Origin of the sequence: Laceyella sacchari (genome assembly GCF_024927925.1) — a bacterium.
In the GTDB taxonomy this organism is placed as follows: domain Bacteria; phylum Bacillota; class Bacilli; order Thermoactinomycetales; family Thermoactinomycetaceae; genus Laceyella; species Laceyella sacchari.
Map to the genome: position 1 here is coordinate 2,260,319 of NZ_CP103866.1, position 24,241 is coordinate 2,284,559.

At 52.0% G+C, this 24,241-nt stretch carries 24 protein-coding genes; 2 read left to right on the forward strand and 22 right to left on the reverse strand.

Annotated elements, in window-relative coordinates; all coding sequences use genetic code 11:
* Positions 1-2: 2 nt before the first annotated feature.
* From thiT to NYR52_RS11025, 21 genes are all read right to left on the reverse strand, one after another.
* Positions 3-563, reverse strand: a complete 561-nt coding sequence (gene thiT / locus NYR52_RS10925) for an energy-coupled thiamine transporter ThiT (RefSeq protein WP_132222261.1) — start codon at positions 561-563, stop codon at positions 3-5.
* A gap of 65 nt (positions 564-628) precedes the next feature.
* Complete coding sequence (gene rpe / locus NYR52_RS10930; RefSeq protein ID WP_259435638.1) at positions 629-1,303, reverse strand: ribulose-phosphate 3-epimerase; 675 nt, start codon at positions 1,301-1,303, stop codon at positions 629-631.
* A 2-nt stretch (positions 1,304-1,305) separates the two neighbouring features.
* Positions 1,306-2,196, reverse strand: a complete 891-nt coding sequence (gene rsgA / locus NYR52_RS10935; protein WP_132222265.1) for a ribosome small subunit-dependent GTPase A — start codon at positions 2,194-2,196, stop codon at positions 1,306-1,308.
* Between the two features lie 22 nt (positions 2,197-2,218).
* Complete coding sequence (gene pknB, locus NYR52_RS10940; protein WP_259436758.1) at positions 2,219-3,907, reverse strand: Stk1 family PASTA domain-containing Ser/Thr kinase; 1,689 nt, start codon at positions 3,905-3,907, stop codon at positions 2,219-2,221.
* A 33-nt stretch (positions 3,908-3,940) separates the two neighbouring features.
* Positions 3,941-4,693 (reverse strand): Stp1/IreP family PP2C-type Ser/Thr phosphatase, encoded by a 753-nt coding sequence (locus NYR52_RS10945; protein ID WP_022736398.1) that lies wholly within the window; start codon positions 4,691-4,693, stop codon positions 3,941-3,943.
* Positions 4,671-4,838, reverse strand: coding sequence for a hypothetical protein (locus NYR52_RS10950; RefSeq protein WP_158283344.1), 168 nt, complete (start codon positions 4,836-4,838; stop codon positions 4,671-4,673). Before NYR52_RS10950 ends, NYR52_RS10945 begins: the two co-directional genes overlap by 23 nt.
* Complete coding sequence (gene rlmN, locus NYR52_RS10955; protein ID WP_106341662.1) at positions 4,831-5,874, reverse strand: dual-specificity RNA methyltransferase RlmN; 1,044 nt, start codon at positions 5,872-5,874, stop codon at positions 4,831-4,833. Before rlmN ends, NYR52_RS10950 begins: the two co-directional genes overlap by 8 nt.
* Positions 5,875-6,012: 138 nt before the next feature.
* Positions 6,013-7,134 carry a Ger(x)C family spore germination protein gene (locus NYR52_RS10960; RefSeq protein WP_259435639.1) on the reverse strand — a complete coding sequence of 374 codons (1,122 nt, stop codon included), beginning with the start codon at positions 7,132-7,134 and terminating at the stop codon, positions 6,013-6,015.
* Positions 7,115-8,278, reverse strand: coding sequence for a GerAB/ArcD/ProY family transporter (locus NYR52_RS10965; protein WP_259435640.1), 1,164 nt, complete (start codon positions 8,276-8,278; stop codon positions 7,115-7,117). Before NYR52_RS10965 ends, NYR52_RS10960 begins: the two co-directional genes overlap by 20 nt.
* Positions 8,275-9,849: a spore germination protein gene (locus NYR52_RS10970; RefSeq protein WP_259435641.1), complete on the reverse strand. Its 1,575-nt coding sequence runs from the start codon at positions 9,847-9,849 to the stop codon at positions 8,275-8,277. Before NYR52_RS10970 ends, NYR52_RS10965 begins: the two co-directional genes overlap by 4 nt.
* A 111-nt stretch (positions 9,850-9,960) precedes the next feature.
* Positions 9,961-10,209 carry a hypothetical protein gene (locus NYR52_RS10975; protein ID WP_022736403.1) on the reverse strand — a complete coding sequence of 83 codons (249 nt, stop codon included), beginning with the start codon at positions 10,207-10,209 and terminating at the stop codon, positions 9,961-9,963.
* 193 nt (positions 10,210-10,402) lie between these two features.
* The gene (locus NYR52_RS10980) at positions 10,403-11,101 is read right to left on the reverse strand and encodes a pirin family protein (protein ID WP_259435642.1); all 699 of its coding nucleotides are present in this window, start codon (positions 11,099-11,101) and stop codon (positions 10,403-10,405) included.
* Positions 11,102-11,282: 181 nt separating this feature from the next.
* A complete protein-coding gene (gene rsmB / locus NYR52_RS10985) occupies positions 11,283-12,650 on the reverse strand; it encodes a 16S rRNA (cytosine(967)-C(5))-methyltransferase RsmB (protein ID WP_310795316.1) in 1,368 nt (455 codons plus the stop codon).
* On the reverse strand, positions 12,647-13,567 hold the full coding sequence (gene fmt, locus NYR52_RS10990) for a methionyl-tRNA formyltransferase (protein ID WP_259436760.1): 921 nt from the start codon (positions 13,565-13,567) through the stop codon (positions 12,647-12,649). Before fmt ends, rsmB begins: the two co-directional genes overlap by 4 nt.
* A 23-nt stretch (positions 13,568-13,590) precedes the next feature.
* Positions 13,591-14,067 (reverse strand): peptide deformylase, encoded by a 477-nt coding sequence (gene def, locus NYR52_RS10995; RefSeq protein ID WP_259435643.1) that lies wholly within the window; start codon positions 14,065-14,067, stop codon positions 13,591-13,593.
* Between the two features lie 84 nt (positions 14,068-14,151).
* The gene (priA, locus tag NYR52_RS11000; protein WP_259435644.1) at positions 14,152-16,647 is read right to left on the reverse strand and encodes a primosomal protein N'; all 2,496 of its coding nucleotides are present in this window, start codon (positions 16,645-16,647) and stop codon (positions 14,152-14,154) included.
* Positions 16,634-17,842: a bifunctional phosphopantothenoylcysteine decarboxylase/phosphopantothenate--cysteine ligase CoaBC gene (gene coaBC / locus NYR52_RS11005; RefSeq protein ID WP_259435645.1), complete on the reverse strand. Its 1,209-nt coding sequence runs from the start codon at positions 17,840-17,842 to the stop codon at positions 16,634-16,636. The genes priA and coaBC overlap by 14 nt, the downstream gene beginning before the upstream one ends.
* A gap of 150 nt (positions 17,843-17,992) precedes the next feature.
* Positions 17,993-18,196 carry a DNA-directed RNA polymerase subunit omega gene (rpoZ, locus tag NYR52_RS11010; protein WP_022736410.1) on the reverse strand — a complete coding sequence of 68 codons (204 nt, stop codon included), beginning with the start codon at positions 18,194-18,196 and terminating at the stop codon, positions 17,993-17,995.
* 16 nt (positions 18,197-18,212) lie between these two features.
* Positions 18,213-18,815, reverse strand: a complete 603-nt coding sequence (gene gmk / locus NYR52_RS11015; protein WP_022736411.1) for a guanylate kinase — start codon at positions 18,813-18,815, stop codon at positions 18,213-18,215.
* Positions 18,816-18,827: 12 nt separating this feature from the next.
* Positions 18,828-19,094, reverse strand: coding sequence for an extracellular matrix/biofilm regulator RemA (remA, locus tag NYR52_RS11020; protein ID WP_029071822.1), 267 nt, complete (start codon positions 19,092-19,094; stop codon positions 18,828-18,830).
* A gap of 118 nt (positions 19,095-19,212) precedes the next feature.
* Positions 19,213-20,112, reverse strand: coding sequence for a YicC/YloC family endoribonuclease (locus tag NYR52_RS11025; RefSeq protein WP_259435646.1), 900 nt, complete (start codon positions 20,110-20,112; stop codon positions 19,213-19,215).
* Positions 20,113-20,278: 166 nt separating this feature from the next.
* Between NYR52_RS11025 and NYR52_RS11030 the strand changes: the two genes are divergently transcribed.
* A complete protein-coding gene (locus tag NYR52_RS11030) occupies positions 20,279-21,910 on the forward strand; it encodes a putative polysaccharide biosynthesis protein (RefSeq protein WP_259435647.1) in 1,632 nt (543 codons plus the stop codon).
* 136 nt (positions 21,911-22,046) lie between these two features.
* On the forward strand, positions 22,047-22,505 hold the full coding sequence (locus tag NYR52_RS11035; RefSeq protein ID WP_259435648.1) for an Hsp20/alpha crystallin family protein: 459 nt from the start codon (positions 22,047-22,049) through the stop codon (positions 22,503-22,505).
* 46 nt (positions 22,506-22,551) lie between these two features.
* Here NYR52_RS11035 and bcaP read toward each other — a convergent pair whose 3' ends face one another.
* Complete coding sequence (gene bcaP, locus NYR52_RS11040; protein ID WP_132222283.1) at positions 22,552-23,964, reverse strand: branched-chain amino acid transporter BcaP; 1,413 nt, start codon at positions 23,962-23,964, stop codon at positions 22,552-22,554.
* Positions 23,965-24,241 lie beyond the last annotated feature (277 nt).

The window sequence follows — 24,241 nt, forward strand, 5'->3', positions numbered from 1 at the left end:
CCTCATCCCCTCCGTTCACGACGCCACAATAGCTGAGGGGCAGTCCAATACACGCCACCACAAACAGCAAGCGTGATCAGCACTTCCGGTACCATAAACGTGGCGTTGTAACCAAGCGAATACAACAGCACCGGCTGGTTACCCGCATACTCGCTGAAAAAAACGACCCCTGACGCGACATGGGCCAAATAACGAATGCCTCCAGCCACCAACACGCCTAAACCGATCAGCCATAATTGCCGTTGGCGGGAACGCCCCTCGCTAAGCCGCACCCACCCGGCCAGGCCAACGGCGGCAAACGCAATCGGATAATCGAGCGCGGCCTGCACTGGGTGGACAACCGTTCCACCTAAAGCGATCAACAATGCCCCCGTCAACAGGCCGCACATCAGTCCGGGTTTCACTCCACGACGAAACGCCACCGCCACAATGGGCACCATTGAGAGGGTAATCGATCCCCCGTTGGGCCACAATTGAAACGGCGTCAAGTGGTTGAAGACAATCGCAATGGCAGCCATGATGGCCACTTCCACCATACTGACTAAACGTTGTCCTTGTCTCATGCTGTTACCGTCTCCTTCTTTATGCCATAGGACGGGTTATCCTACTCAAACCAAACAAAAAAGCGTCAGCCACGACTGTACGCCCGCTCGCCCGCCTCCCGGATAGCAACCATCGCTACTTGGCGATCCGCTTGTCCAAATACCGCTGACCCGGCGACCAAGACATTGGCACCCGCTTGAGCGACGAGTGCTGCCGTTTGTGCATTGATTCCGCCATCCACTTCCACATCGACATGAGACAAGCTGCGCTCAACCAGCAATCTGCGGACTTGTCCGATCTTGTCCAACACGCTGGAGATGAACTTCTGACCACCAAACCCCGGATTGACGGTCATGAGTAAGACCAAATCCACATCTGGTAGAATCGACTCGATGAGCGAAACGGGCGTCGCTGGATTGATAACCACACCTGCCTTGGCACCCAGCTCCTTGATGCGGTATACGGTGCGATGTAAATGGGGACAAGCTTCCTGGTGCACTGACACCACATCCGCACCGCTTTTGACAAAAGCTTCGATATAGTGATCCGGATCGTTAATCATCAGATGAACATCCAGTGGCAGGCGAGTATGGGGCCGGATCGCCTCCACCACCACCGGACCCAAGGTGATGTTGGGCACAAACCGGCCATCCATCACATCGACATGAATCCAATCGGCGCCAGCCTGTTCTGCTTCCCTGACCTCATCTCCCAGCCGCGCGAAATCGGCCGACAATATCGATGGGGCTATTTTAATCATGCTCAATACCTCCTTAAAAGCGCTTCTTTGATCTCATTCATAAACGTTTCGTAATGCTGGTAACGATCCGGATGGATCTCCCCGTTTAAAAGCGCCTCTTTCACTTCGCACCCCGGTTCGTTCAGATGGAGACAGCCCCGAAATCGACACGCTTCCGCCCGTTCGCGCATTTCCGGGAAGCAGGCGCCCAGATCGGTGGGTTCCATCCCCTGAAACGCCAATTGGCTGAATCCGGGGGTGTCGGCCACCTGTCCGCCGCTGTCAAGCGGCAACAGCTCCACTTGTCGCGTCGTATGGCGGCCCCGCCCCAGCTTCTTGCTCACCGAACCTGTCTCCAATCGCCGACCCGGCAACAGCTGATTGAGCAGAGAGGATTTGCCCACACCCGACTGCCCTGCAAACACAGACACTTTCCCCGCCAACCGTTCCCGAACCTCATCCAGCCCTTCGCCGGTATGAATGCTGGTGGCAACCACCGGATATCCAGCTGCATGATAAATCTCTCTCACTCGTTCAATCTCGCTCTCATCTTCAATCAAATCCCGCTTGGTCATCACAATCACAATGTCCAATCCTTCCCGCTCCGCATGCACCAGAAACCGGTCTACCGGCATCTGTTGAAAATGCGGTTCACGAAGGGAACAAACGACGATCGCCTGATCCACATTGGCGATGGGTGGGCGTGTCAATTCAGAATAACGGGGTTGGACGGAGGTCACAACGCCTTCGTCCAACCCCGTCACGTCATACTCAACGAAATCGCCCACCAGCGGAGTCAGTTTTTTCTTTTCAAATTTGAACACGCCGCGCGCCCGGCATTGAAACACTTCCCCCGTCTCCGAGCGCACATAGTAAAATCCACTGATCGCTTTGACGATTTGCCCTGCCGGCATATAGGACCTCCTTTTTACCGTATTATCCTTTCACCTGACTCCAAGGAGTTTCTCTGCATTCTGGCATCTGAGTAATGTACGAATAAACTTTTACTGTGTCCCCTTTTTTCACATATGTGCCGGCCTTTGGCTCTTGTTTATATATCTTGGCATAACCGGCCCTTGCTCCCTCGGGATCAGGACACCGATAAAGCACGATTTTATAGTCCGAACTATAGGCTATATTTTTCATACCAGTTTCATATTTACCGAAAAAATTATCCAAAGGCTGGCCCTCGACACCTATTTTCACCTTGAACTGGGTGTTTTTATCAAACTTCTCCCCAGGAGAGGGGGAAATTTCTAACACCTTATCCGCTTCGCCTTTTTCATACCGGAACTCCGGTTCTGGCAACCCTTTCTCCTTGACGAAATTTTCCACGTCTTGTTTTGTATTCAAGTTGTCAGGTACAATCCATTCCGATTGTTGTTGTACATTTGGCTCGTCACTGCCACCGCTAAACAAGCCCCAGATTTGATTGAAACCCCAGACGCTGATGACGAGGATCACAAAGACGGTAAAGAGTCCGAATAAGAGCTTTTGCCACCACGGCAGTTTGGCCTGCACATTTTCCAACCAGACGACGGTGCGTTGGAAAATCGTTTGGTCACCGCCGTTGGGCACGTTTTTCAACCGCTCCAAGTTGGCCAGCGTCTTGTCGCCCAGGCCAGGCTGCTTCTGCGTGCTGGAGCGGATCTCCGGCCGCTGGATCGGTGAGCGATATGACGGCTCCCGCTCCTCTTTCATCGTGGCCACAGGCGGGTCGTTGTCGTCATCGGTCAACGGAATCGTCTGGTACATCTGCTTCTGTGTGGGCTTGGGCGAAGCGCTCCAATTAGACTCCATCCGTGGCCCCATTTGCACCGCTTGTTGCAGAGTGTGCATCATATCGCGGGCAGAAGCGAAGCGGTTGTTCGGATCTTTGTCCAGCGCTTTCATGATGATGCCCGCCATGTTATCAGGAATCTGCTCGTTGAACCGACGCGGATCATCCGGCTGTTCCTGCAAATGCTTCAAAGCGATGGAAATCGCAGAGTCCCCGTCAAACGGCAGGCGCCCCGTCAACATCTCATACAGCACGATCCCTAATGAATAAAGGTCTGACTTTTCGCCGATCACGCCGCCACGCGCTTGCTCCGGCGAAAAATAATGAACTGATCCCATCACCGAACCCGTCTGAGTGATCGTAGACGAACTCGCTGCACGGGCGATCCCAAAGTCGGTCACTTTGGCTCGACCATTGGAACCCAGCAAGATATTATGCGGTTTGATATCGCGGTGCACAATCTGGTTTTCGTGCGCGTGCGCCAAACCGTCACAGATCTGCATCGCGATGTTGGCAGCCTCTTGCACCGGCAGCGGCCCACGCTCCAAAATGTATTGCTTCAATGTCGGCCCTTCAACCAATTCCATGACGATGTAGTGCGTATATCCATCTTTCCCCACATCATAAACATTGACTACATTGGGGTGAGACAAACTCGCAGCAGCTTGCGCTTCCCGACTAAAGCGACGTATGAATTCTGAGTCGTTGCTAAGGGATTCGCTCAGCACTTTAATGGCCACATAACGATGGAGGAGCAAGTCTTTCGCTTTATATACAACCGCCATCCCTCCGCCGCCAACACGGCTCACTATCTCGTACCGTCCCCCCAGCTTCTTCCCTTCCATCTGCATGGTCACCTCGTTCCTCCTTGAACCCGATTAAGATGTAGCCGACCTTCCTGTATGTTGTAGAAGAATTAAGGAAATGTTATCATTTCCACCAGCTTCCAATGCCAGTTGGATCAACTTATCTGCTTTCTCATCTATACTCATGCTTGTGGATGACAACACGATGCCGATTTCCCGCTCGCTAACCATGGAGGTGAGCCCATCAGAACACAAAAGCAGGAAATCCCCCTCCGACCACGGCGTGTTGACCAAATCCACTTCCACATCTTCACTGGTACCCACTGCGCGGACGATCATATTGCGCTGCGGATGATTGCGTGCTTCTTCCGCCGTGATCTGCCCGTGCTTGATCAAGAGGTTCACATAGGAATGATCTTCGGTCAACTGGTACAACCCATCATTATGCAACACATACGCGCGGCTGTCGCCGACATGGGCCAAAACCACTTCATGCTCATCCACAATCGCCGCGATCGTGGTCGTACCCATCCCTTGCATATGACTATTCTCGGTGGCGAGTGTATAGACTCGTTCGTTCGCTTTGCCCACCGCATGTAACAAGACTTCGCTTTTCTCATCGGTGGAGACGTTCAAATTCTCTATCTTTAACACGTTTTGAATGGTGTCCACCGCTTCGCTGCTAGCGACATCACCGGCTTGATGACCGCCCATGCCATCCGCGACAATGGCGATCACCGTTCCGGAATCGGTGACAAAAAGACCTGTGCTGTCTTCGTTGAGATCGCGCACGCGGCCAATGTCAGTACGCCGTGCCATCAACATCTCCGGTTACCCCTTTCCCTTTATTTCGTTGTCCGCTTGCCATATCAATGCAAAGAGAACGCGTCACTGCATGGTTACCGGAACCGCCGGTAAACGCGGCATGCAACGCAAATGCCGGTTTCAGGAGAATATCTATCTCACGCATTTACATTACTATGCTTTGCTCTCAATTGTCCACACGCCGCATCGATATCATGGCCATGCTCTCTGCGGATGGTGGTGTTAACGCGATAGGAGTCGAGGATGCGTTTAAACTCAAACACTTGTTTTCTCGGCGTGCGGGTGTAATCCCGCTCCGGCACATAGTTGACGGGTATCAGATTGACCAGGCAATTCATCCCCTTCAAGAGTTTGCCCAGCTCGTGCGCATGCTCAGGCTGGTCATTCTTGCCCCCGATCAAAGCGTATTCAAAAGTGAGTCTACGCCCCGTTTTCTCTAAATAGTACCAACAGGCGTCCAATAATTCAGCCAGCGGATACCGCCGGTTGATCGGCATCAATTTGGAACGTAGCTCGGTATTGGGTGAATGGAGCGAGATCGCCAAGCCCACTTGCCAATCCTCATCCGCAAAGCGATAGATGTTGGGCACGACGCCACTGGTAGAAACGGTGATGTGCCGCTGTCCAATATGTAAACCGGCGGGATCATTGATGATGCGGATGAAATCCATGGTTGGTTCGTAATTTTCAAAAGGCTCGCCTGAACCCATCACCACGACGGATTTCACACGCTCATCCGTTTTATCCAAATACTTCTGGGCCTGCACCACCTGGGCCACGATTTCGCCTGCGCTCAGGTTCCGTTTTAACCCGCCCAGCGTGGAGGCGCAAAACGTGCAACCGACACGGCAACCAACTTGCGTGGTCACGCAGACGCTGATGCCGTATTGGTGGCGCATGATCACCGTTTCAATGGCATGTTTGTCATGCAAACCAAACAAAAACTTCACTGTCCCATCGGAAGAGACTTGGGTGGTCAATACGTCCAACGGTTGCAAGCGGAACGTCTCATTCAACCGCTCCCGCAAATCCTTGGGCAAATTGGTCATTTCATCAAACGCATCCACCCGTTTGACATAAAGCCAGTCCATCACTTGTTTCGCGCGGAAAGCTGGCTGCTGATTTTCTTTCATCCACTCTTTCCATCCTGGGAAAGTCAAATCATATGCAAAAGGTTTCATCATTCATTCTCACCAGTTTCTTTAAACTACCAGACGCTTTGAACAGACTGTCCCATTCAAAACTTTCCTTATTATATCATAGTCCATCGGAATGAAAAGGGACAGGACGTGAAGATTTTTTCACTCCTCTCCCCATCATCATTGGGCTTTCAAACCAATTCGTTTCACATTGACATCATACTTCATCTGGATCGGCATGTGGGGAAACGCAGTATCCCAATTAACTCTTTTCCATATTTGAGGGTAGTAAGAATGAACGTGGTTTCGGAGCTGGAACACATCCGTCTTCAATTCTCGCTGAGCTCGGGCGGTCACTTTTCGAGCGATCTGTTCATACTGGCTAGCGACGATCTTATTCACCTTCTCAAGCGCGCGTTCATCCTTGATCGTGAAGTTGCAACTGCTCTCCAACACCTCTCCCGCCAACTCGATGGCAATCATCGCTTTCGGTTGATTGGTGATGGTGAATCGGCGCTTCACTTTGTGTGGCCTGAAAACGATCTTTCCTCCGGAGCAGACGGCTACGACTTCCCTACCCGCCTTTTTTTCACGTACATTGAGCACAATGTTCATCTCATTAGGATCCAGCGTACCAACCATTTTGTCGCCATGGAAAACAGCCATTCCATTGTATTTGAAGCCATCCTTCGTCGCGTTGAAATAATAGAACAACGGCACTTGCTTACCTGGATGGCTCAGGTCGACAAAAGCTTTCCCCAGAGTCATGTCGTACACTCTCTCCAAGTCAATCTGACTTTCAATGGAGTTGCGCACATAATAAGTAGGGATCTGTTCCAATTTGGGCTGAACAGTTAATGCATCTTTGGCATTGCCAGACACGACGATGGGGTACATGTGTCGTCGGATCTCCGGATCGCGACGCAGAAAGTCCAGAATCGGGGCGATGCCTTGTTTGGCCAATTCCTCGCTAAAGATCAGCGTTTGCATATGCCCCAGAAACATGGGATAAATCGATTTGCGACTCAATTCCCCAAACGCCGCTTCCAGTGTCGGGCCGCTTCCCGAATAGACTTCAACCGCCCCGCCTCCACCACCTCCGCCGCCTCCCTCACCGCTACCACCGGCGATTTGACGCGGATTGGGAACTTGGATGCTAACCGTCAACCCCCCGCTTTCATTTCGGTCGATCGCCATGGAAACGACAATCGTGCGCTTCTCAATCTCTTGCGCATTCCAGCACCCGACCAGCGGGATGAACGCCAGCAAAGCGAGTATTCCTTTAACTAGCCGTCGTTTCACTAGGGCTTTCTCCTTTCTTCTTGCGGATCAATGAAACTGGCAAAAGAATGGCAGGAATGGAAAGTGCCAACATAAGGGCAAATATGCCCAGTCGGGAAGCATAAATCCCCACCACTTTGATGTTTTGGGGAGTCAGTGCAATAAAGTAAACGATGGGCAAAATGCCAAACGAAACCCAACGTCTCCACTTTTCATGCAGATGGAAAGCATCCATCAGCGCCTGCACCAAACTCATCAACAAGTTCGAGATGGAACAGAACACCGCGATTAGCCAGATCGCTAAGATCGCTGACTCCATCCGTTCAAAAAACAGCTCTTTCAAGTAGACAACCTTAATCGATTCCCAAACCGGATACAAAATGTTGTTAATCTCGTCTTTGCCAAACACACTCAGCGAAGTCAAACAGGCAAACCAATAAATAAATGTCACGCTCAACATTGCGGTGGAGTGGGATTGGTACGATTTATAGGGTTTGGCGTAATAGCCGCTGAATATCAACAGGATCTTGTAACCGGCAAACGAATAAGTGGCACTGACCACACCTCGCAAAATCAATGGCCAATTGGCTTCGCCCATCGGAAACAGATTCGCCAACTCCCCACGCTGAATCAGCGCAATCACCAACAACAGGATGGGGATCAAGGTAAAGGGAAACATAAACTCGTTAAACTTGGCCATATTGGTGGGATGGCTGCCCCCGGCAATGGCGCTGGCGATCAGAAACACCAAGATCACCGCTTCGATAGGGGTTTGAACCAAGACCCCGGTCACCACCACTTCGCCAAAAACACGTGTACTGATGGACATCCCCAAGATCCAAAAAATCGCCAAGCCTGCCAAAATCGGAAAAGTGAGCACCTTTCCCACCCATTCACGCTTGTCATTTCCCAATATCCGAGGAGCATACGTCATGATGGTCATCCCTGGGTATCTTTGGGATAACCAGGTATTAAGCATGACGATCCCCCACACAGTCAAACCGGATACCACGATGACCCATAACAGATCATTCCCCGTGAATTTCCCCACATCTCGCGGCAAGCTCAAGATCCCTACCCCATACATCGACTGGTACATCAGAACGAACGCTTGGTAAGGGGAAATCGTGTGACCAACATCAGGTTCGGAGCGAAGTTTGCTCATTCGGCCTCCCCCTTTCCTTGGCGGGTCGGATCTTGCGAGCGGTAAACAGCGGGCCGCCGGTTCATCCATCTCCATGGAACCCGCACCAACGAATCGCGCAAATCCCGCAAGTTAAGCGGCGAGAACGGCGCCATGTACGGAATGCCCAACGAACGCAACTGCACCAGATGCAATACCATGATCATCAGTCCCATCATCACTCCGAACAAACCAAACATCGCTGCTAAAATGATAAAGCCGAACCGAAGCAACCGCACAGCAATAGCGGCGTTGTAGCTGGGGTTGGCATACGAACTGATCGTGGTCAGACCAACGACAATCACAATGGCCGGAGAGACAAGACCGGCTGTGACCGCCGCATTACCAATCACCAACGCACCTACAATCCCAATCGTGGGGCCGATCGGGACAGGCAAGCGGATACTTGCTTCGCGCAGTATTTCCACACTAATCTCCATTAGCAACGCTTCCAAAGTGGCCGTGAAGGGCACCGTCGCCCGACCAGCGGCCATAGCAATCGCCAAATTGGCCGGAAGCATCTCCGGGTGGAAGGAGACAAACGCAATGTACAGCGCAGGCAGCAACAATGCGATAATCATGCTCATCAAGCGGATGAACCGCAAAAAAGTAGAGTGGTACCATTTCTCATAATAATCTTCCGGACTGAAATAAAATTGGGTGAACACCGCCGGCGCAATCAATGCGTGCGGCGTCCCTTCAACCAAAATGGCCACTTTCCCCTCAAGCAGATGGGCAACGACGGTATCGGGGCGCTCCGTGTTTTGCACCAGTGGAAACATCGTCCATATTTGATCCTGAATCATCTCTTCGATGTACCCGCTTTCCAGCACCCCGTCAATCTCGATTTCTTTCAGGCGGTCTGTCACTTTTTTGACGATTTTGGGATCGCTCAAGCCCTCGATATAAAGCAAGCCCACAGTGGTTTTGGTGCGTTTGCCGATGGTGTGGTACTTCACCCTGAAGTTGGGATCACGCAAGCGGTGGCGAATCATCGCCAAACTGAAACACATCGTCTCACTGAGGCCTTCACGCGGTCCGCGTACTACGGCTTCCGCCCTCGGCTCACTCACGCCTCGCGTCGCCCATCCCTTGGTTCCGACAATCAGCGCTTTTTGTAGCCCGTCAATGAACAAAACGGTGTCCGCGCTCAAGATGGCGTCCACCGCCGTCTTCAGATCATCTGCTTCCTTGGTCTCCCCCACTTCCACGATGTTTTGCGTAATCATCGTCCATAATTCGTCTGCCGACTGACGAGTCTTTTCACTGTTGATGAGTGGGCGCAACAAAAAGTTGTGAACCACTTCCTTGTTGACCAACTCATCAATGAACAGAACAGCGCACCCCACCTCTCCCTCCATGGTGAACGAGCGGGTGACCAAATCGGAACAATCCCCTAACACCTTATTGATGAAGTCGGCATTTTCTTTGGCGGTCGGTTTGATCGGCTCATCCCCCAACGCCGCATTCAATTGCTTTTCATAATGTTCATCAAGCTTCTTTTGTTTTCGCTGCTCTTTCCTTCGCCAAATGCGAAAAGATGGATTACTCATATACATCACCATTGTTAACTTCTCACCAAAAGCCGCGCGGTATGCATCAAGGCACGCGAAAAAGGGAGAACCAATCAGGTTCCCCCTATGGAAGATGCCACTGGTGCTGCTTCAGCTCTGCTTTAGCCAGGCCCGTTTAAACAGATACAAAGAAGCGAGAAACAACACTCCGCTCAAAATGAGGAAAGAAATGATATACTTCACGATTTCGGCTTCCGGCACATCGACGGCTAACACCCAACCCGCCAGGCTGACCTTTTCTATCCCTACATGCACCGGGCTCGTCCACAGTTTAAAGGCCTCATAGCCGACGAGCGCCCCACCGAGAAACAACAGGATACCAAAAATCCCGTACAGCATATGCCAATCCCCTTCCTCCAACGATCGTTGCTCTTTTATCATAAAACAAATTTCGACAAAAATGTGACAATCTATGCAGAAGTTTCGTCAAACTGGAGCAATAATCTGGAGGTAGACAGAAAAAACAGGAGACGTAGGCTAGTCGTCGCCACCGGACTAACCCGCTGTTTCCCTTCCATTTGGAATGGGATTGTTACGCCAAATCCATCCACATCAGATGGACATCACTCAGCCCTGCCACTTCAAGTTGCTCGATTCCGACCGCCCGGATGCTGTCGCCGGCCTCCAACCGCTCCCCATTTACCAAACAAGCACCCTCGATGACAAACAAAAAGAACCGCCGTCCCGATGCTTGCTCACAGGTCAGCGTTTTGCCCGCTTCCAATGTGGCTATGCTCACGCTCACATCTTGGTGGATATGTAGCGCTTCCTCCGTCTTGTGTCCAGTCACCACTGGGATCCACATATTTTTCTGCTCCCTGACCGGAAATGCTTTTTGATCATAAGTGGGGGTGAGTCCCTGTTGCTCGGGATAAAACCAGATCTGCAACAAATGAACCGGTTGGGTGGACGAGGGATTTGTTTCAGAATGATAAATGCCGGTTCCCGCCGTCATGCACTGTACTTCGCCCCCCCGAATCACCTCTTTGTGGCCCATGCTGTCCTGATGTAGTAACTCTCCTGAAATCACATACGTGACGATCTCCATGTTGTTGTGCGGATGAAAATCAAAGCCGGTCCCTGGCGCCACGATATCGTCATTCAACACACGCAGCGCCCCAAATTCCATATTGTCCGGATCATAATATGGGCCGAACGAAAAACTGTATTTTGTCTGCAACCAACCATAATCAGCTTGGTATCTTTCTTCTGAACGAATAATATTAAACACGGTTATGCCCCCTTTAACCTCCATTTTAGTATGTTGATGACAATCGATTATTACACCTGCCGCATTGGCCGCTAATCCATCTTGTTCATGCAAGCTAAAGGCTTGATTCATGAAAAAAAGGCTCTTACCGCGCTGGATATGGCGGTAAGAGACCAAACAATAACGAGACATACTAACGGTTTCACTTGATTTTGCGCATGCGTGCAATAAAGAAGCCATCGCTCCCGAAATGGTGCGGCAACAATTGAATCCATCCGTCACCGATGACAACTCGCTCCCTCACCGCGGGTGCCAAGTTCTGGATAAACGTCGAATCCAGCTTAAACTCCGGATGGCGCTTCACAAACGACTCCACTTGCTCCCTGTTTTCACGTGGCTCCCAGGTACAAGTGCTGTAAACCAACACACCCCCGGGCTTTAGCAGAGAAGCCACTTCCTCCAGTAGCTCCCGTTGCAACTTAACCAATGGTTCAATCGCTTGCGCCTCTTTACTCCATTTGATATCTGGTTTGCGGCGGATCACCCCTAGGCCGGAACAAGGAGCGTCCAGCAAAATGGCGTCAAAAGAAGCGGTCGCAAACGAAGCACTCGCCTCACGTGCATCGGTTTGCTGTTCGGCGATAATCCCAATCCCCAACCTGTCGGCGTTGCTTCGGATCAGCTCCAATTTATGCGCGTGTATATCGCAAGCAACAATCGTCCCCTGATTCTGCATCAATTCAGCCAAGTGTGTCGTTTTCCCACCCGGAGCGGCACAGGCGTCCAACACCCGCATCCCCGGTTGAGGGTGCAAGATCCGGCTGACCAGCATGGAACTCTCATCTTGGATGGTACACAGCCCTTCCCGGAATAACGGACTAAAGGCCGGATTTCCGCCCCGCTGAATCACCACGCCCTCCGGTGCCAAAGGCGATGCCACAGCTTCTCCCAGACCCAATTGTTTCCACTGTTCGAGGAATACTTCCCGTTTCAGCTTAAGCTGATTCACCCGGACACTTACTTTAGGTGGCGTCAGATTAGACAGGAGAGCCTGTTCCGTTTCGGCGGCGCCGTACACTTCTTCCATCCGCTTAACCATCCACTCTGGATGTGAAAGGCGGAGCGCTTTTTCTTTGAGGGTGGCAGGGCGGTCAGGCAAGCGAAACTCATCCTGCCGGCGCAGATACGAGCGCAACACGCCATTCACCAAGCTGGATATGCCCCGGTGCCCTCGCCGTTTAGCGATTTGCACTGCCTCATGCACCGCAGCCCGCTCTGGGATCTTGTCCAAATAGCGCAATTGGTACAAACTCATTCTTACCAACTGGCGCACCCAAGGTTGCAGGGAACGAAGCCCATTTTTCACCAAGAGGTTCCCAATCCAATCCAAGGTGTTTAAACGTGCCACGGTGCCATAGATCAATTCTGTCGCCAACCTTTTGTCGCGATCATCCAGTCCGCTGTGGTAAAGAGCCTGGTTAAGCGCCAAATTGCTGTATGCCTGATGCTGTTCCACCTGGAGCAGCACATCAAGCGCGACATCTCGGGCTGATACCGTCTTTTTCATCATGCTTCACCCAACCGTTCACCAATCTCCATCGGCCGGCCGCGCACAAACTCCGACACGGGCATGCGTTTCTTTCCTGCCGGCTGTACCTCTTTCAAAATGAGCGAGCCACTGCCAGTCGCAACCACAATGCCTTGCTCGTCCACTTGCGTCACCGTTCCCGGCGGCGCATCGGAAGGTTCATCTGTATGAATGGCCCACCAGATCTTGAGTGGTTTTCCTTTCCATGTTGTAAAGGCCACCGGCCATGGGCACAGCCCGCGCACTTGGCAGGCCAACGCTTCCGCGGGGCGGCTCCAGTCAATCCGTTCGTCTTCCCGCTTGATGTTGGGAGCGAATGTCGCCTCGCTTTCTACTTGCGGTTCTGCTTCGATCTCACCCTTTAACAGCGCCGGCAACGTTTCTTTTAACAACTCCGCACCAAGCCGACTCAGTTTCTCATGCATCGTACCCACATGGTCGTCCGGACCCACAGGAATGGCCCGTTTAGCGATCATGTCGCCCGCGTCCAATGCTTTGACCATGTACATGATGGTCACGCCCATCTCCCGTTCCCCATTGATCAGCGCCCAATGAATCGGGGCCCCACCTCGGTAACGGGGCAGGAGGGAAGCATGGACATTAATGCATCCATGCTGCGGGGCATTTAAAAGCCGCTCCGGCAAGATCTGCCCATAAGCCGCCGTTACGATCAAGTCGGGACGCAAAGCCAGCACTTCATCCAATGACGCGGGCTCTCGCAGCTTCTCAGGCTGGAGCACAGGCAAGCCCAATGCCTGTGCAGCAACTTTAACTGGCGGGGGGGTTAGCTCCCGCTTGCGTCCTTTGGGACGGTCAGGTTGCGTCACCACCCCGACTACGTGATACCCTTCTTCTACCAATGCTTGCAAAGAGGGAACCGCGAAATCCGGGGTTCCCATAAACACAATCCTCACCTGTTCACTCAATCCGCATCCCCCTCTGCATCCGGACGGTACACTCTTTCCGCCACATCGATGAAGAGGACGCCGTTCAGATGGTCGATTTCATGTTGGAAGGCCCGCGCCAAATATCCTTCTGCCTCAATCTCCATCGGCTGGCCATAGCGGTCTTGACCCTTCACTTTGATATAGTTGGCCCGGCGGACATCGCCAATCAGATTAGGGACACTTAAGCACCCTTCCGGAGGTGACAATTGTTCTCCGCGCTGCTCCACGATTTCGGGATTGACCATTTCAATCAACCCTTCACCAATGTCAACAACGATTGCCCGCTTCAAAATCCCGACTTGCGGGGCAGCCAAACCGACGCCGCGGGCATCTGCCATCGTTTCGGCCATATCATCCAACAATTTGTGCAAGCGGTCATGAAACTTGGTAACTGGCTTAGCTTTGCTCTTTAACACCGGGTCTGGGTATTGCACTATCCTGCGAATCGCCATCTGACTCTCTCCTTTATCTAATAGTTATGTTTCCGGCTGTTTGACAGGAGCCGGTCTATGGAAAATGAAATGTTCAACATCACTCTATTTTCTTTCTGCCCACAAAGTGAACCGATCTCCGCGGACAGGTTGCATGAGCTCTCCTGCATCCCGATCCACACTGATCCTGAGGTCTGGATCGTCAAACATCGCCACTGCTTCCTTAAGCAACGGTTTCAGCCTGTCCCCGTCACCCCGTTCCGCTTGATATTTCACCAGCATTTGCAACCGATAACGATCCTTTAAACGGGGGATTGGTGCAGGAACCGGACCGAGCAACTGGCACTCCGCCGGCATCCCCCTTTGAATCACTCGGGCCATCTCCTGGCTTGCACGCATCACGGTCACTTGGTCGGGATGGCTGAGCAAAATGGTAAACAAACTGCAATACGGCGGATAAGCGTGCTGTTTGCGCATGAAACTCTCTTGACGGTAAAACGCTTCCGTCTGATGAGATGCGGCTAGCTCAATACTGTAATGCTCGGCGGAGTAGGTCTGGATAATTACTTTTCCCGGCTTCTCATGCCGCCCCGCCCGCCCACTCACTTGCGTCAGCAATTGGAATGTCCGCTCAGCAGCGCGAAAATCAGGCAAGTGCAACATCGTATCCGCCGCGATGACGCCAACCAGGGTGACCTTGGGGAAATCGAGGCCCTTGGCGATCATCTGCGTGCCAAGCAGCACATCAGCCTTTCCTTCGCCGAACGAAGTCAACAAACGTTCATGCGCCCCTTTTCGGCTGGTCGTGTCCACATCCATCCGAATGACACGGATGCCAGGGAAACGGCGTACCAACTCTTCTTCCACGCGTTGCGTTCCTGTGCCGAAGTGGCGAATGTGCGGACTCTGGCAGGAGGGGCATTCTTTGGGAACCCGTTCTGCATAGCCGCAATAATGACATCGCACCGTGCGGTTCGTTTGGTGATAAGTGAGCGAAATATCACAATGGGGGCACATCAACGTTTCCCCGCACTCCCGGCACATCACGAACGTGGAGAAACCCCGACGGTTCAAAAACAACACCGCTTGCTCCCCGCGCTCAACGCACGCCAACAACTCTTCTTTTAACGTGCCGCTAAACATGGTGCGGTTTCCCTTGCGCAATTCCTCCCGCATATCCACAATCGTCACTACCGGAAAGGGTCGGCCGTGGACTCGCTCCCGAAGCACCACTCGTTCAAGTGTCCCGGAGTCAGCAAGGTAATGCGTTTCCAACGAGGGGGTAGCCGATCCCAGCACCAGGGTAGCTCCATGGTGCCGTGCCCGCCACGCGGCTACTTCCCTGGCGTGGTATTTAGGGTTTTCCTCTTGTTTGTAGGAAGATTCATGTTCTTCATCAATGATAATCAGGCCAATTTGTTTAAACGGAGCGAAGATAGCCGACCGGGCGCCAATAGCCACTTTTACTTCTCCGCGTCGGATTTTGCGCCATTCATCAAAGCGCTCACCACTGGACAATCCGCTGTGCAAAACGGCTACTTGATCGCCAAATCGCCCTTTAAACCGTTCGACCATCTGCGGTGTGAGCGAAATCTCCGGCACGAGTACAATCGCCTCACGACCCAGTTTGAGCGCTTCAGCGATCGCTTGCAAATACACTTCCGTCTTGCCGCTTCCTGTGACACCTTGCAACAGCACGGAATGGTAACAGCGTTCATGAATCGGCTTTACGATCGCCGTCAGTGCCGCCGCCTGCTCCCGTGTCAGCGGCAATGGCTCGGTAGGCTGAAACGACCGGTGTTTAAATGGGTCACGGTATTCTTCCCGTTCTTCCCATGCCAACACCTCCATCTCCACCAGCTTTTGGACGGTGGAACGCGCCACTCGCAATTCCGCCAGCAAAGTGGGCAGAGGAATGGCTTCCGGTTGTTCCGCAAAATAGCGAAGCACCTCTTTCTGCCGTTTGGCCCGCCCTGATAGCCGCTCCAATGTCCGGTTAAGCTCATCCGTCGATTGCTTAGGCCACACCCACATCACTTTTTGCCTCGTTACCCGGTCACCGATTCGCTCTTCCACTCGTATCCGGCCCGCTTCTGCCAATCGGCGCAACAAGCGAGCATCACCACCAACCGCATCCAAAGCTTCATCCCATGAACACTCTTTGTTTTCGCGCAACCGGGCAAACAGCGGTACGGCCGGCAGGTCGATCAGCGAATCTGTTTCGGCAGAAGCCCCAGGCCCGAGACTCACCACTTTTGCATAAGTCCCCTTCAACACTGCCGGTACCATGGAAGCGAGCGCTGTCATCGTACGGCATAAGTACTCGTCAGCCATAAAAAAGCCCAGCTGCACCAATTCCGGCGTCAGGGGGGGCACAAAATCCAGCACATCCAATATGGCTTTGAGGCGGGGTGTTTCCGCTTCATCCTTCAAATCGACCACATACCCCAACACTTTGCGCGGGCCAAACGGTACCTTAACCCGGCAACCGATCCGCACTTCCCCACGCAAGCTTTCGGGAACCAGATAATCGAAGGGTCGGTCCGTCGCCTTGGTTGGCACATCTACGATCACCTGGGCAATGCACTTACCGCCGTTCATGCAATCGCTCTCCGATCAACTGGATAATCCGCTCGGCCACTTCGCGTTTGCTGAGCAAAGGCAGAGCACACACTTCCCCATCCCGGTCATAGATGGTAACAATATTGGTGTCGGTGCCAAAGCCGGCTCCCGGCAGAGTGACATCATTAGCCACAACCAAGTCCTGCCCTTTGCGCACCAGCTTGGATTTCGCATACTCCGCCACCCGATCCGTTTCCGCGGCAAAGCCGACAAACAATTGATCGGGCCGTTTGCGTTTGCCTACTTCACTCGCGATGTCCTCCGTTTTCTCCAACTCCAGCAACCATTCGGAGGAAGACTTCTTCCGCTTTGAAGCCAACTCCACTTTCGGCCGATAATCGGACACCGCCGCGGCCTTGATGATCACATCCGCTTCCGGTAGCATCCGCATGACGGCCTCTTTCATCTCTCGCGTACGGACAACATCAATTCGGGTTACGCCTTCAGGGGTAGGGAGCGAAACCGGACCGCTGACGAGAATAACTTCCGCCCCCGCAGCCACCGCCGCTTCTGCCAGGGCATAGCCCATCTTGCCAGAAGAATAATTGGAGATATAGCGGACAGGATCAATCGGCTCTTGCGTCGGCCCCGCCGTGATCAATACCTTTTTTCCCGCCAGTGGGCGGTTAGTATCAAAGAAGCGTTCAACCCACGCCACGATCTCTTCCGGTTCAGCCATTCGCCCCTGCCCCACATAACCGCAAGCCAATTGCCCTTCCGCTGGATCGATGAATCGGACGCCGCGTGCCCGAAGACGGTTCATATTCTCCTGCACAACGGCATTTTGGTACATATGTACATTCATCGCCGGCGCTACCACAATCGGGGCGAGCGTCGCCAATAGTGTTGTCGTCAGCATATCATCTGCCAACCCCATTGCCAGCTTGCCCATGAAGTTAGCCGTGGCCGGAGCGATCAAAAACAAATCGGCGTGATCGGCCAAGTCAATATGGTTCACCACCGCCGGATTGCGCTCATCGAACGTGTCGACGGCGACGGAATGGCGGGACAGGATTTGCATTGTCAGGGGGGTGATGAATTGGGTAGCGGAAGCCGTCATAATCACGCGAACATCTGCCCCGCGCTGGGTCAATTGGCTCGCGATCGATGCCGCCTTGAAAGCCGCGATCCCCCCTGTCACTCCCAAAACCACGCGTTTCCCGCGCATGAGCATCCCTCTTTCTTCTGTCGATGCGATACCTAGCGGCAAACGCCGCTTTAAAACATTGCGTTTGCGGACGGGAATGAGCCGTCCGCTCTCGAAACGGAAGCAGGGGAACGCCTCCAACTAGCATCGTCTGGAAACGTCCCCGTCCTTCAACAGTTATTTGTTTGGTGTGCGGTTGGTTGGAACAAGCAAATCCGCAGCGATCTCTTCCAAAGCGGCACCCACGTACTTTTTGGAACGCGGTTGCAATTGCGGTTCATGACCGTCCAACAATTGACGCGCCCGCTTGGAAGCGACAACAACCAACGAATACTTGCTGTCCGCTTTTGTCATCAACAGGTCAATAGATGGATACAGCAATTGATTTCCCTCCCATCTATTCACTAATGACCAGTCGGTCTTTCCGACAGTGTTCGGCGAGGATAATGCTCTGAATCCGTTCACACGCTTTCTCCACTTTGTCGTTAATGACCACATAATCATAGTGTTCAATTTGTTTCAATTCATCGCTCGCGGCATGCAAGCGGCTGTTTAAAGAAGTTTCCGTCTCGGACCCTCGCCCCTCAATCCGCTTGCGCAGATCTTCGAAGGTGGGGGGAACGAGAAAAATGAAGATGCCTTGTGGAAATTTTTCCTTCACTTGCAGGGCACCCTGCACTTCGATTTCCAACAGGATATCGCGGCCAGAAGCCAACGTCTCTTCCACCACCCGACGCGGGGTTCCGTAATAATTGCCAACATACTGGGCCCACTCAATCAATTCATCTTGTTCAATCATATTTTGGAATTCGGGCACGGTCTTGAAAAAATAATTGACCCCGTCCACTTCCCCTTCACGCGGCGCCCGGGTTGTAGCCGATACGGAATACGTAAGCTCGGGCATCCGTTTGCGCAACGCCGCGCAAACCGTTCCTTTCCCCACGCCGGATGGACCTGAAACTACAAGCAATAGTCCTTCTTTTTGATAATCGGCTCTCATAGCTAGTCCTTCCTACTCTACGATCTCTTCATGTTGTTCTTTGCTTGCCAACCGGTGCGCCACCGTCTCCGGCTGAACGGCTGACAGGATCACATGGTCACTGTCGGTAATGATGACCGCCCGTGTGCGCCGGCCATAGGTTGCGTCGATGAGCACCCCGCGTTCGCGCGCTTCTTGTATGATGCGCTTAATTGGCGCAGAATCGGGGCTCACAATCGAAACGATGCGATTCGCTGAAACGATGTTTCCGAAACCGATATTGATTAATTTGATCCCCAAGCGTGAGTACCTCCTCGCCCATTGTCTCATATTTGTCAAATGGGGTTGCTATCTTCTCTCAAGCATCTCTTGATCCTACTACGCTATTTTAGACACTTTTTTGGCGAGAATCAATGTTTTACTCCATATTTTGCACCTGTTCTTTCATTTTTTCAAGAACGCTCTTGCAATCAACCACGAAAGCGCTAATGGTGTGGAGATTGGCTTTGGAGCCGATCGTATTCACTTCGCGGTTCATCTCCTGCACCAGAAAATCGAGACGTCTGCCCACAGGCTCTGGTTGTTTTAAGGCCGCTTGAAATTGTTCAGCGTGGCTTTTGAGACGGGTCAGTTCCTCAGTGATGTCAGCTTTGTCCACCCAGATCGCCACCTCTGCCACCACCCGTTCCGGAGGGGTATCCACATCAGCCAGCATTTCTGACAACCGCGCCATCAACCGGGACTCTACATGCGTTTTGATCTGTGGCACTTCGGCTTCAATCTGCCCGACTATTTTCATCAGCTCTGCCAGTCTTGCGGACACATCTTCCGCCAGCCGCAATCCCTCTCGCATACGCATTTCTTTCAAGCGGATGCATGCCTGTTCCACGGCTTTGAGACAAATATCCTTATATTCCTCCACGTCCCGCTTAACTTCTTCTATTATCCAGAATTCCGGTTTATGTATCAGGTCAGCCAAAGTCAATTGAGGTTCGATTCCCCATTTGTGTTGCAATGCACTTCCTGCCGCCATAAAACTTTCAACGAATTGCCAATCGATCTCCACTTTTCGCTCCGGCGGTGCCATCCCCTCCAGAGAAACAAAGACATCCACTCGCCCCCGACGTACCACGGATTGCACAAGTCTACGGATATCTTCCTCCAAAGACATCCATCCTTGTGGCAGACGCACCACCACATCTAAAAAGCGATGGTTCACCGAGCGAATCTCAGTTGTGACGCGGCATTCCGCCGTCTCCACTTCTCCCCTCCCATATCCTGTCATGCTCATTGCAGTCAGCTTCTCTTGTGTTGTCATCGCTAAACCCCACACTCTCTTCTCTCATTTCCATCCAAATTATCTCCAAAATCAAGGGGATCATCCCTATTCTTTACAATGCATTCAATTCCTGCAGGTCGAATTTATCGCCCGTTCCTGATAGAATAGTGCATTGTAGACAAAGGAATAGAAGGATGTTGACGACATGTCAAACAAATTGGTAAAAGGAACTGTTATCTTAAGTGTAGCAACATTGTTCACGAAAATCATCGGCAGTTTGTTCTGGGCGCCGTTTCAGAACATCGCCGGTGATGAAACCGTTGGGCTCTATCGTATTTCATTTCCGTTTTATACGATTCTGCTCATGATCGCTTCAGCCGGCATTCCGATCACTGTATCCAAGTTTGTGGCTGAACGTTTGTCCAACAACGATCATGCGGGAGCGCGCCGGGTATTGAAGGCGGCATCGTTGATTTTGAGCATCAGCGGCTTAATCGCTTTTTCACTCTTGTTCTTCGGGTCTCATTTCATCGCCAACGTAATGCTGAACAACCCGGATACCGAATCCTCGCTGAAGGTACTGGCGTGTGCCATCGTGTTTGTACCGATCATGGCTGTTTACCGCGGGTACTTTCAAGGCCACCAACAAATGATGCCGACCGGGGTCTCGCAAGTCGTCGAGCAAGTGGTACGAGTGGGAACGGTGATCGGGCTCACTTACTGGATGGTTCAAGCAAACTTGCCGCAGGAGACGGTGGCGGCAGGAGCGACCTCCGGCGCTTTGACTGGCGCCATCGCCGGATTGGTGGTTGTCATGTGGTACAATAGCCGCGATCTGAATACGGCCAGACAAGCTGGTCTAAATGTGACCAAAACGAAGGAACCACTGTTTCCACTGGCCAAAAAAATCTTGAAGTACGCTATCCCGATTTCGCTTGCGTCCTTGGTGTTGCCTCTGATCGGTCTGATCGATTCGTTCACCGTCCCCCGCCTGCTGATGGCGGAAGGCAACACAGCCAGCATGACCAATACGCTGTTTGGCATATACAGTCGAGGAGAGCCGTTTGTCAATGTGATCTCTACCTTCTCCTCCTCTCTGACGTTGGCTTTGATCCCAGCCATCTCGGCCCATGTCGCCAAACAAGAGATGGCGGCGGTTGAGCACAAGACGCAACAAGCGTGGTTAATGACCACAATTATCAGCTTACCCTCCTGCGTAATGTTGGCAATTCTAGCGCGTCCGCTCAACGTGATGATGTATCAGGATGACGCCGGAACCGTCACGCTGTCCGTCTTGGCATTCTCAGCCATCTTCAGCACATTAGCTGTGACCAGTTCGGGCATTTTGCAAGGCCTTGGACACAACAAAGTGCCAGTACGCCATTTGTTGATCGGCGCCGTCTGCAAAGTCATCGGCAACTTCATCTTTATTCCGATCATGGGCATTGCTGGTTCAGCCTTAGCCATGGTGCTGGCTTACCTGGTTGTCTGTGCGCTAAACATGTGGATGGTCATTCGTGTGACGGGAGTGAAGCTCTCGCTGACTCGCCAATTTATCAAACCTGGTTTCAGCACTCTGATCATGGGGATTGCGTTGACCGGTGCTTACCTTTTCATCAACGACACCATGGATTTGGAGCACGCTTCCCGACTGACGAACACCTTGGCTGCGCTCAGCCTGTGCGTTGTTGCGGGCGTGATCTACATCATCGCACTGATTATCAGCAAAACGATCACCGAACAAGAATTGCGAATGTTCCCCATGGGAACCCGGTTGATCCGGCTGTTTACCAAATTGAAGCTGTTACGCCCTTCCAAATCGGATATCCCTGCGTGAGAATAGGGCAACAAATCTTGAAAAAGATAAAAGCTGCACTCTTTTGGAAAGGGTGCAGCTTTTTGCTTGCATATTTGACGTATACCGCTCCATACTAAGCACAAAACAACCGACGCGAAGTAAAGGAGGTGACTTCATGCGCATCAGCGGACAAAATCTTCCATCCACCCATCATCCCATTACTCGATTGCATCAAGAGATCAACCGCACCTTTGAGCGTTTTTTTGAAAACCCGTTGTTCACCCACCCCATGCCACAGATACCAGCCATCCACTTCAAGGAAGAAACGGATCGGTTTGTGATCGAAGCCGAACTTCCTGGAATTGACCCCAACGTGGTTGAAATCGAAGCGCACGGCCGCTCATTAATCATCAAAGGGGCACATAAGCAAACTACTCAATCACAAGGGGAGAACATGCATCAAGCTGAGCGCAGATACAGCTCGTTTCACCGCTCGATCACCTTGCCGGAAACCGCCAACCTGGATCACGTCACGGCTGAGTACGAGCACGGGTTGCTGACAGTCACCGTGCCGAAACATGACACTCCATCCCCCCGCCGCATCGAAATCAAACAACGTAAGACTGACACGTAAAAAAGCATCCCCCAACTTAGGGGATGCTTTTGTCTGTCATCATTTCTTATTTGCCTGATGCAGAGGAATCATTCAACAGCGAATGCTTGCGGGAATAGGTGAAGTATACCACCAATCCGATCAGCAACCATACGCCAAACGCGATCCAAGTGATAACCGCCAACTTGGAGATCAGGAACAGACAAGCTCCAATCGCAATCAACGGAATGACCGGCACGCCCGGGCACCGGAAGGCACGTGGCAAATCAGGTTGGGTCTTGCGCAGGACAATCACCCCGACAGACACCAGCGTAAAGGCGGTCAATGTACCGATGTTCACCAATTCCGCCAGTTTTTGCAATGGCAGCAACGCAGCGATGAATGCAGCGATAGTTCCCAAAATCCATGTGCTGGTAAACGGCGTTTTATACTTGGGATGAACCTGTGAAAACATTTTTGGCAACAGCCCGTCCCGGGACATGGAGAAGAAAATCCGGGTTTGTCCATACAGCATGACCAAAATAACGGTGGTCATCCCCAAAATCGCACCCAAGTCAACCAAACCGGCAACCCAATCTTGTCCAGCCATTTGCAACACCAAGGAAACCGGATGATCTTCATGGCCTTTGAATTGGGCAAATGGCACAACCCCAGTCATAATGGCTGTAACAACTACATAAAGGAGTGTACAAATCCCCAACGACCACAACAATCCTCTTGGGAGATCCCGTTTCGGGTCGCGGGTTTCTTCCGCAGCGGCCGCAACAGCGTCAAAACCGACATAAGCGAAGAACACCAGCGCCGCAGCTTGGAAAACGCCTTCAAATCCAAACGGTGTAAACGGTTCCCAGTTTGCTGGCTTCACATAGCCCACTCCGACAAAGATGAAGAGGAGCACCACGGCTACTTTGATCACAACCATGATGTTGTTTACCTTTTTGGATTCGGAGATACCGCGGGAAAGCAAGAATGTGATTAGCATCACGATCAAAAATGCCGGCAAGTTAAAGAAGCTGGTAACGCCCTCTTTGGCGCCAGGTGCGGCAGTCAACGCTTCTGGCAGATGGATGCCGAAGCCGCCCAGCAATGACTGAAAATACCCTGACCAACCAACAGCCACCGAACTCACGGCGAAAAGATACTCCAACACCAAGTCCCAACCGATGATCCAAGCGATCAATTCACCCAATGTCGCATAACTGTAAGTGTAAACCGATCCGGAAATCGGCACCAAAGAAGCGAATTCTGCGTAAGCCAAAGCAGCGAACGCACAGGCAACGCCGGCGATGATAAACGAAAGGATTAAGGCAGGTCCGGCTGTCAGCGCGCCTGCACCGGTCAATACAAAAATCCCTGTTCCGATAATTGCGCCAATCCCCAGGAGCGTCAAATCCCAAGCTCCCAAATCCCGTTTCAGCTTGCCTTTGCTCTGCGCCTCTTTTAATAGCGCGCCAATATCCTTAGTTCGCAATAAACTCATACCAAACTCCCTCCCTACCAAACAGTGTTAATCTTACGATTTTTCTATCCAGCCAAAAATATCAGAAACAAACCCTTTTGTTGATGTATTGTGAAAATTTAAGATTACAAAAATATTCCGCAGGGTATTGTGGTTTTTTCTTTTTTAGCTGGATATCCCCTTTTCTCTAAGCCGTGATTGGCTTTGGGTTTTCTCCCCCTCCTGAATTTTTAAACAATTCAAGTCTTTGCGTGCAAATTATTACAAAAGGCATTTTGAAATGGGATAAAAAAACTCT

What these genes read in the sequence shown, in the direction of transcription:
- thiT (WP_132222261.1), bottom strand. Translation starts at nt 563, where the DNA reads ATGAGACAAGGACAACGTTTAGTCAGTATGGTGGAAGTGGCCATCATG.
- rpe (WP_259435638.1), bottom strand. Translation starts at nt 1,303, where the DNA reads ATGATTAAAATAGCCCCATCGATATTGTCGGCCGATTTCGCGCGGCTG.
- rsgA (WP_132222265.1), bottom strand. Translation starts at nt 2,196, where the DNA reads ATGCCGGCAGGGCAAATCGTCAAAGCGATCAGTGGATTTTACTATGTG.
- pknB (WP_259436758.1), bottom strand. Translation starts at nt 3,907, where the DNA reads ATGGAAGGGAAGAAGCTGGGGGGACGGTACGAGATAGTGAGCCGTGTT.
- NYR52_RS10945 (WP_022736398.1), bottom strand. Translation starts at nt 4,693, where the DNA reads ATGTTGATGGCACGGCGTACTGACATTGGCCGCGTGCGCGATCTCAAC.
- NYR52_RS10950 (WP_158283344.1), bottom strand. Translation starts at nt 4,838, where the DNA reads ATGCGTGAGATAGATATTCTCCTGAAACCGGCATTTGCGTTGCATGCC.
- rlmN (WP_106341662.1), bottom strand. Translation starts at nt 5,874, where the DNA reads ATGAAACCTTTTGCATATGATTTGACTTTCCCAGGATGGAAAGAGTGG.
- NYR52_RS10965 (WP_259435640.1), bottom strand. Translation starts at nt 8,278, where the DNA reads ATGAGCAAACTTCGCTCCGAACCTGATGTTGGTCACACGATTTCCCCT.
- NYR52_RS10970 (WP_259435641.1), bottom strand. Translation starts at nt 9,849, where the DNA reads ATGAGTAATCCATCTTTTCGCATTTGGCGAAGGAAAGAGCAGCGAAAA.
- NYR52_RS10975 (WP_022736403.1), bottom strand. Translation starts at nt 10,209, where the DNA reads ATGCTGTACGGGATTTTTGGTATCCTGTTGTTTCTCGGTGGGGCGCTC.
- rsmB (WP_310795316.1), bottom strand. Translation starts at nt 12,650, where the DNA reads ATGATGAAAAAGACGGTATCAGCCCGAGATGTCGCGCTTGATGTGCTG.
- fmt (WP_259436760.1), bottom strand. Translation starts at nt 13,567, where the DNA reads ATGGGAACCCCGGATTTCGCGGTTCCCTCTTTGCAAGCATTGGTAGAA.
- def (WP_259435643.1), bottom strand. Translation starts at nt 14,067, where the DNA reads ATGGCGATTCGCAGGATAGTGCAATACCCAGACCCGGTGTTAAAGAGC.
- priA (WP_259435644.1), bottom strand. Translation starts at nt 16,647, where the DNA reads ATGAACGGCGGTAAGTGCATTGCCCAGGTGATCGTAGATGTGCCAACC.
- coaBC (WP_259435645.1), bottom strand. Translation starts at nt 17,842, where the DNA reads ATGCTCATGCGCGGGAAACGCGTGGTTTTGGGAGTGACAGGGGGGATC.
- gmk (WP_022736411.1), bottom strand. Translation starts at nt 18,815, where the DNA reads ATGAGAGCCGATTATCAAAAAGAAGGACTATTGCTTGTAGTTTCAGGT.
- NYR52_RS11025 (WP_259435646.1), bottom strand. Translation starts at nt 20,112, where the DNA reads ATGACAACACAAGAGAAGCTGACTGCAATGAGCATGACAGGATATGGG.
- NYR52_RS11030 (WP_259435647.1), top strand. Translation starts at nt 20,279, where the DNA reads ATGTCAAACAAATTGGTAAAAGGAACTGTTATCTTAAGTGTAGCAACA.
- NYR52_RS11035 (WP_259435648.1), top strand. Translation starts at nt 22,047, where the DNA reads ATGCGCATCAGCGGACAAAATCTTCCATCCACCCATCATCCCATTACT.
- bcaP (WP_132222283.1), bottom strand. Translation starts at nt 23,964, where the DNA reads ATGAGTTTATTGCGAACTAAGGATATTGGCGCGCTATTAAAAGAGGCG.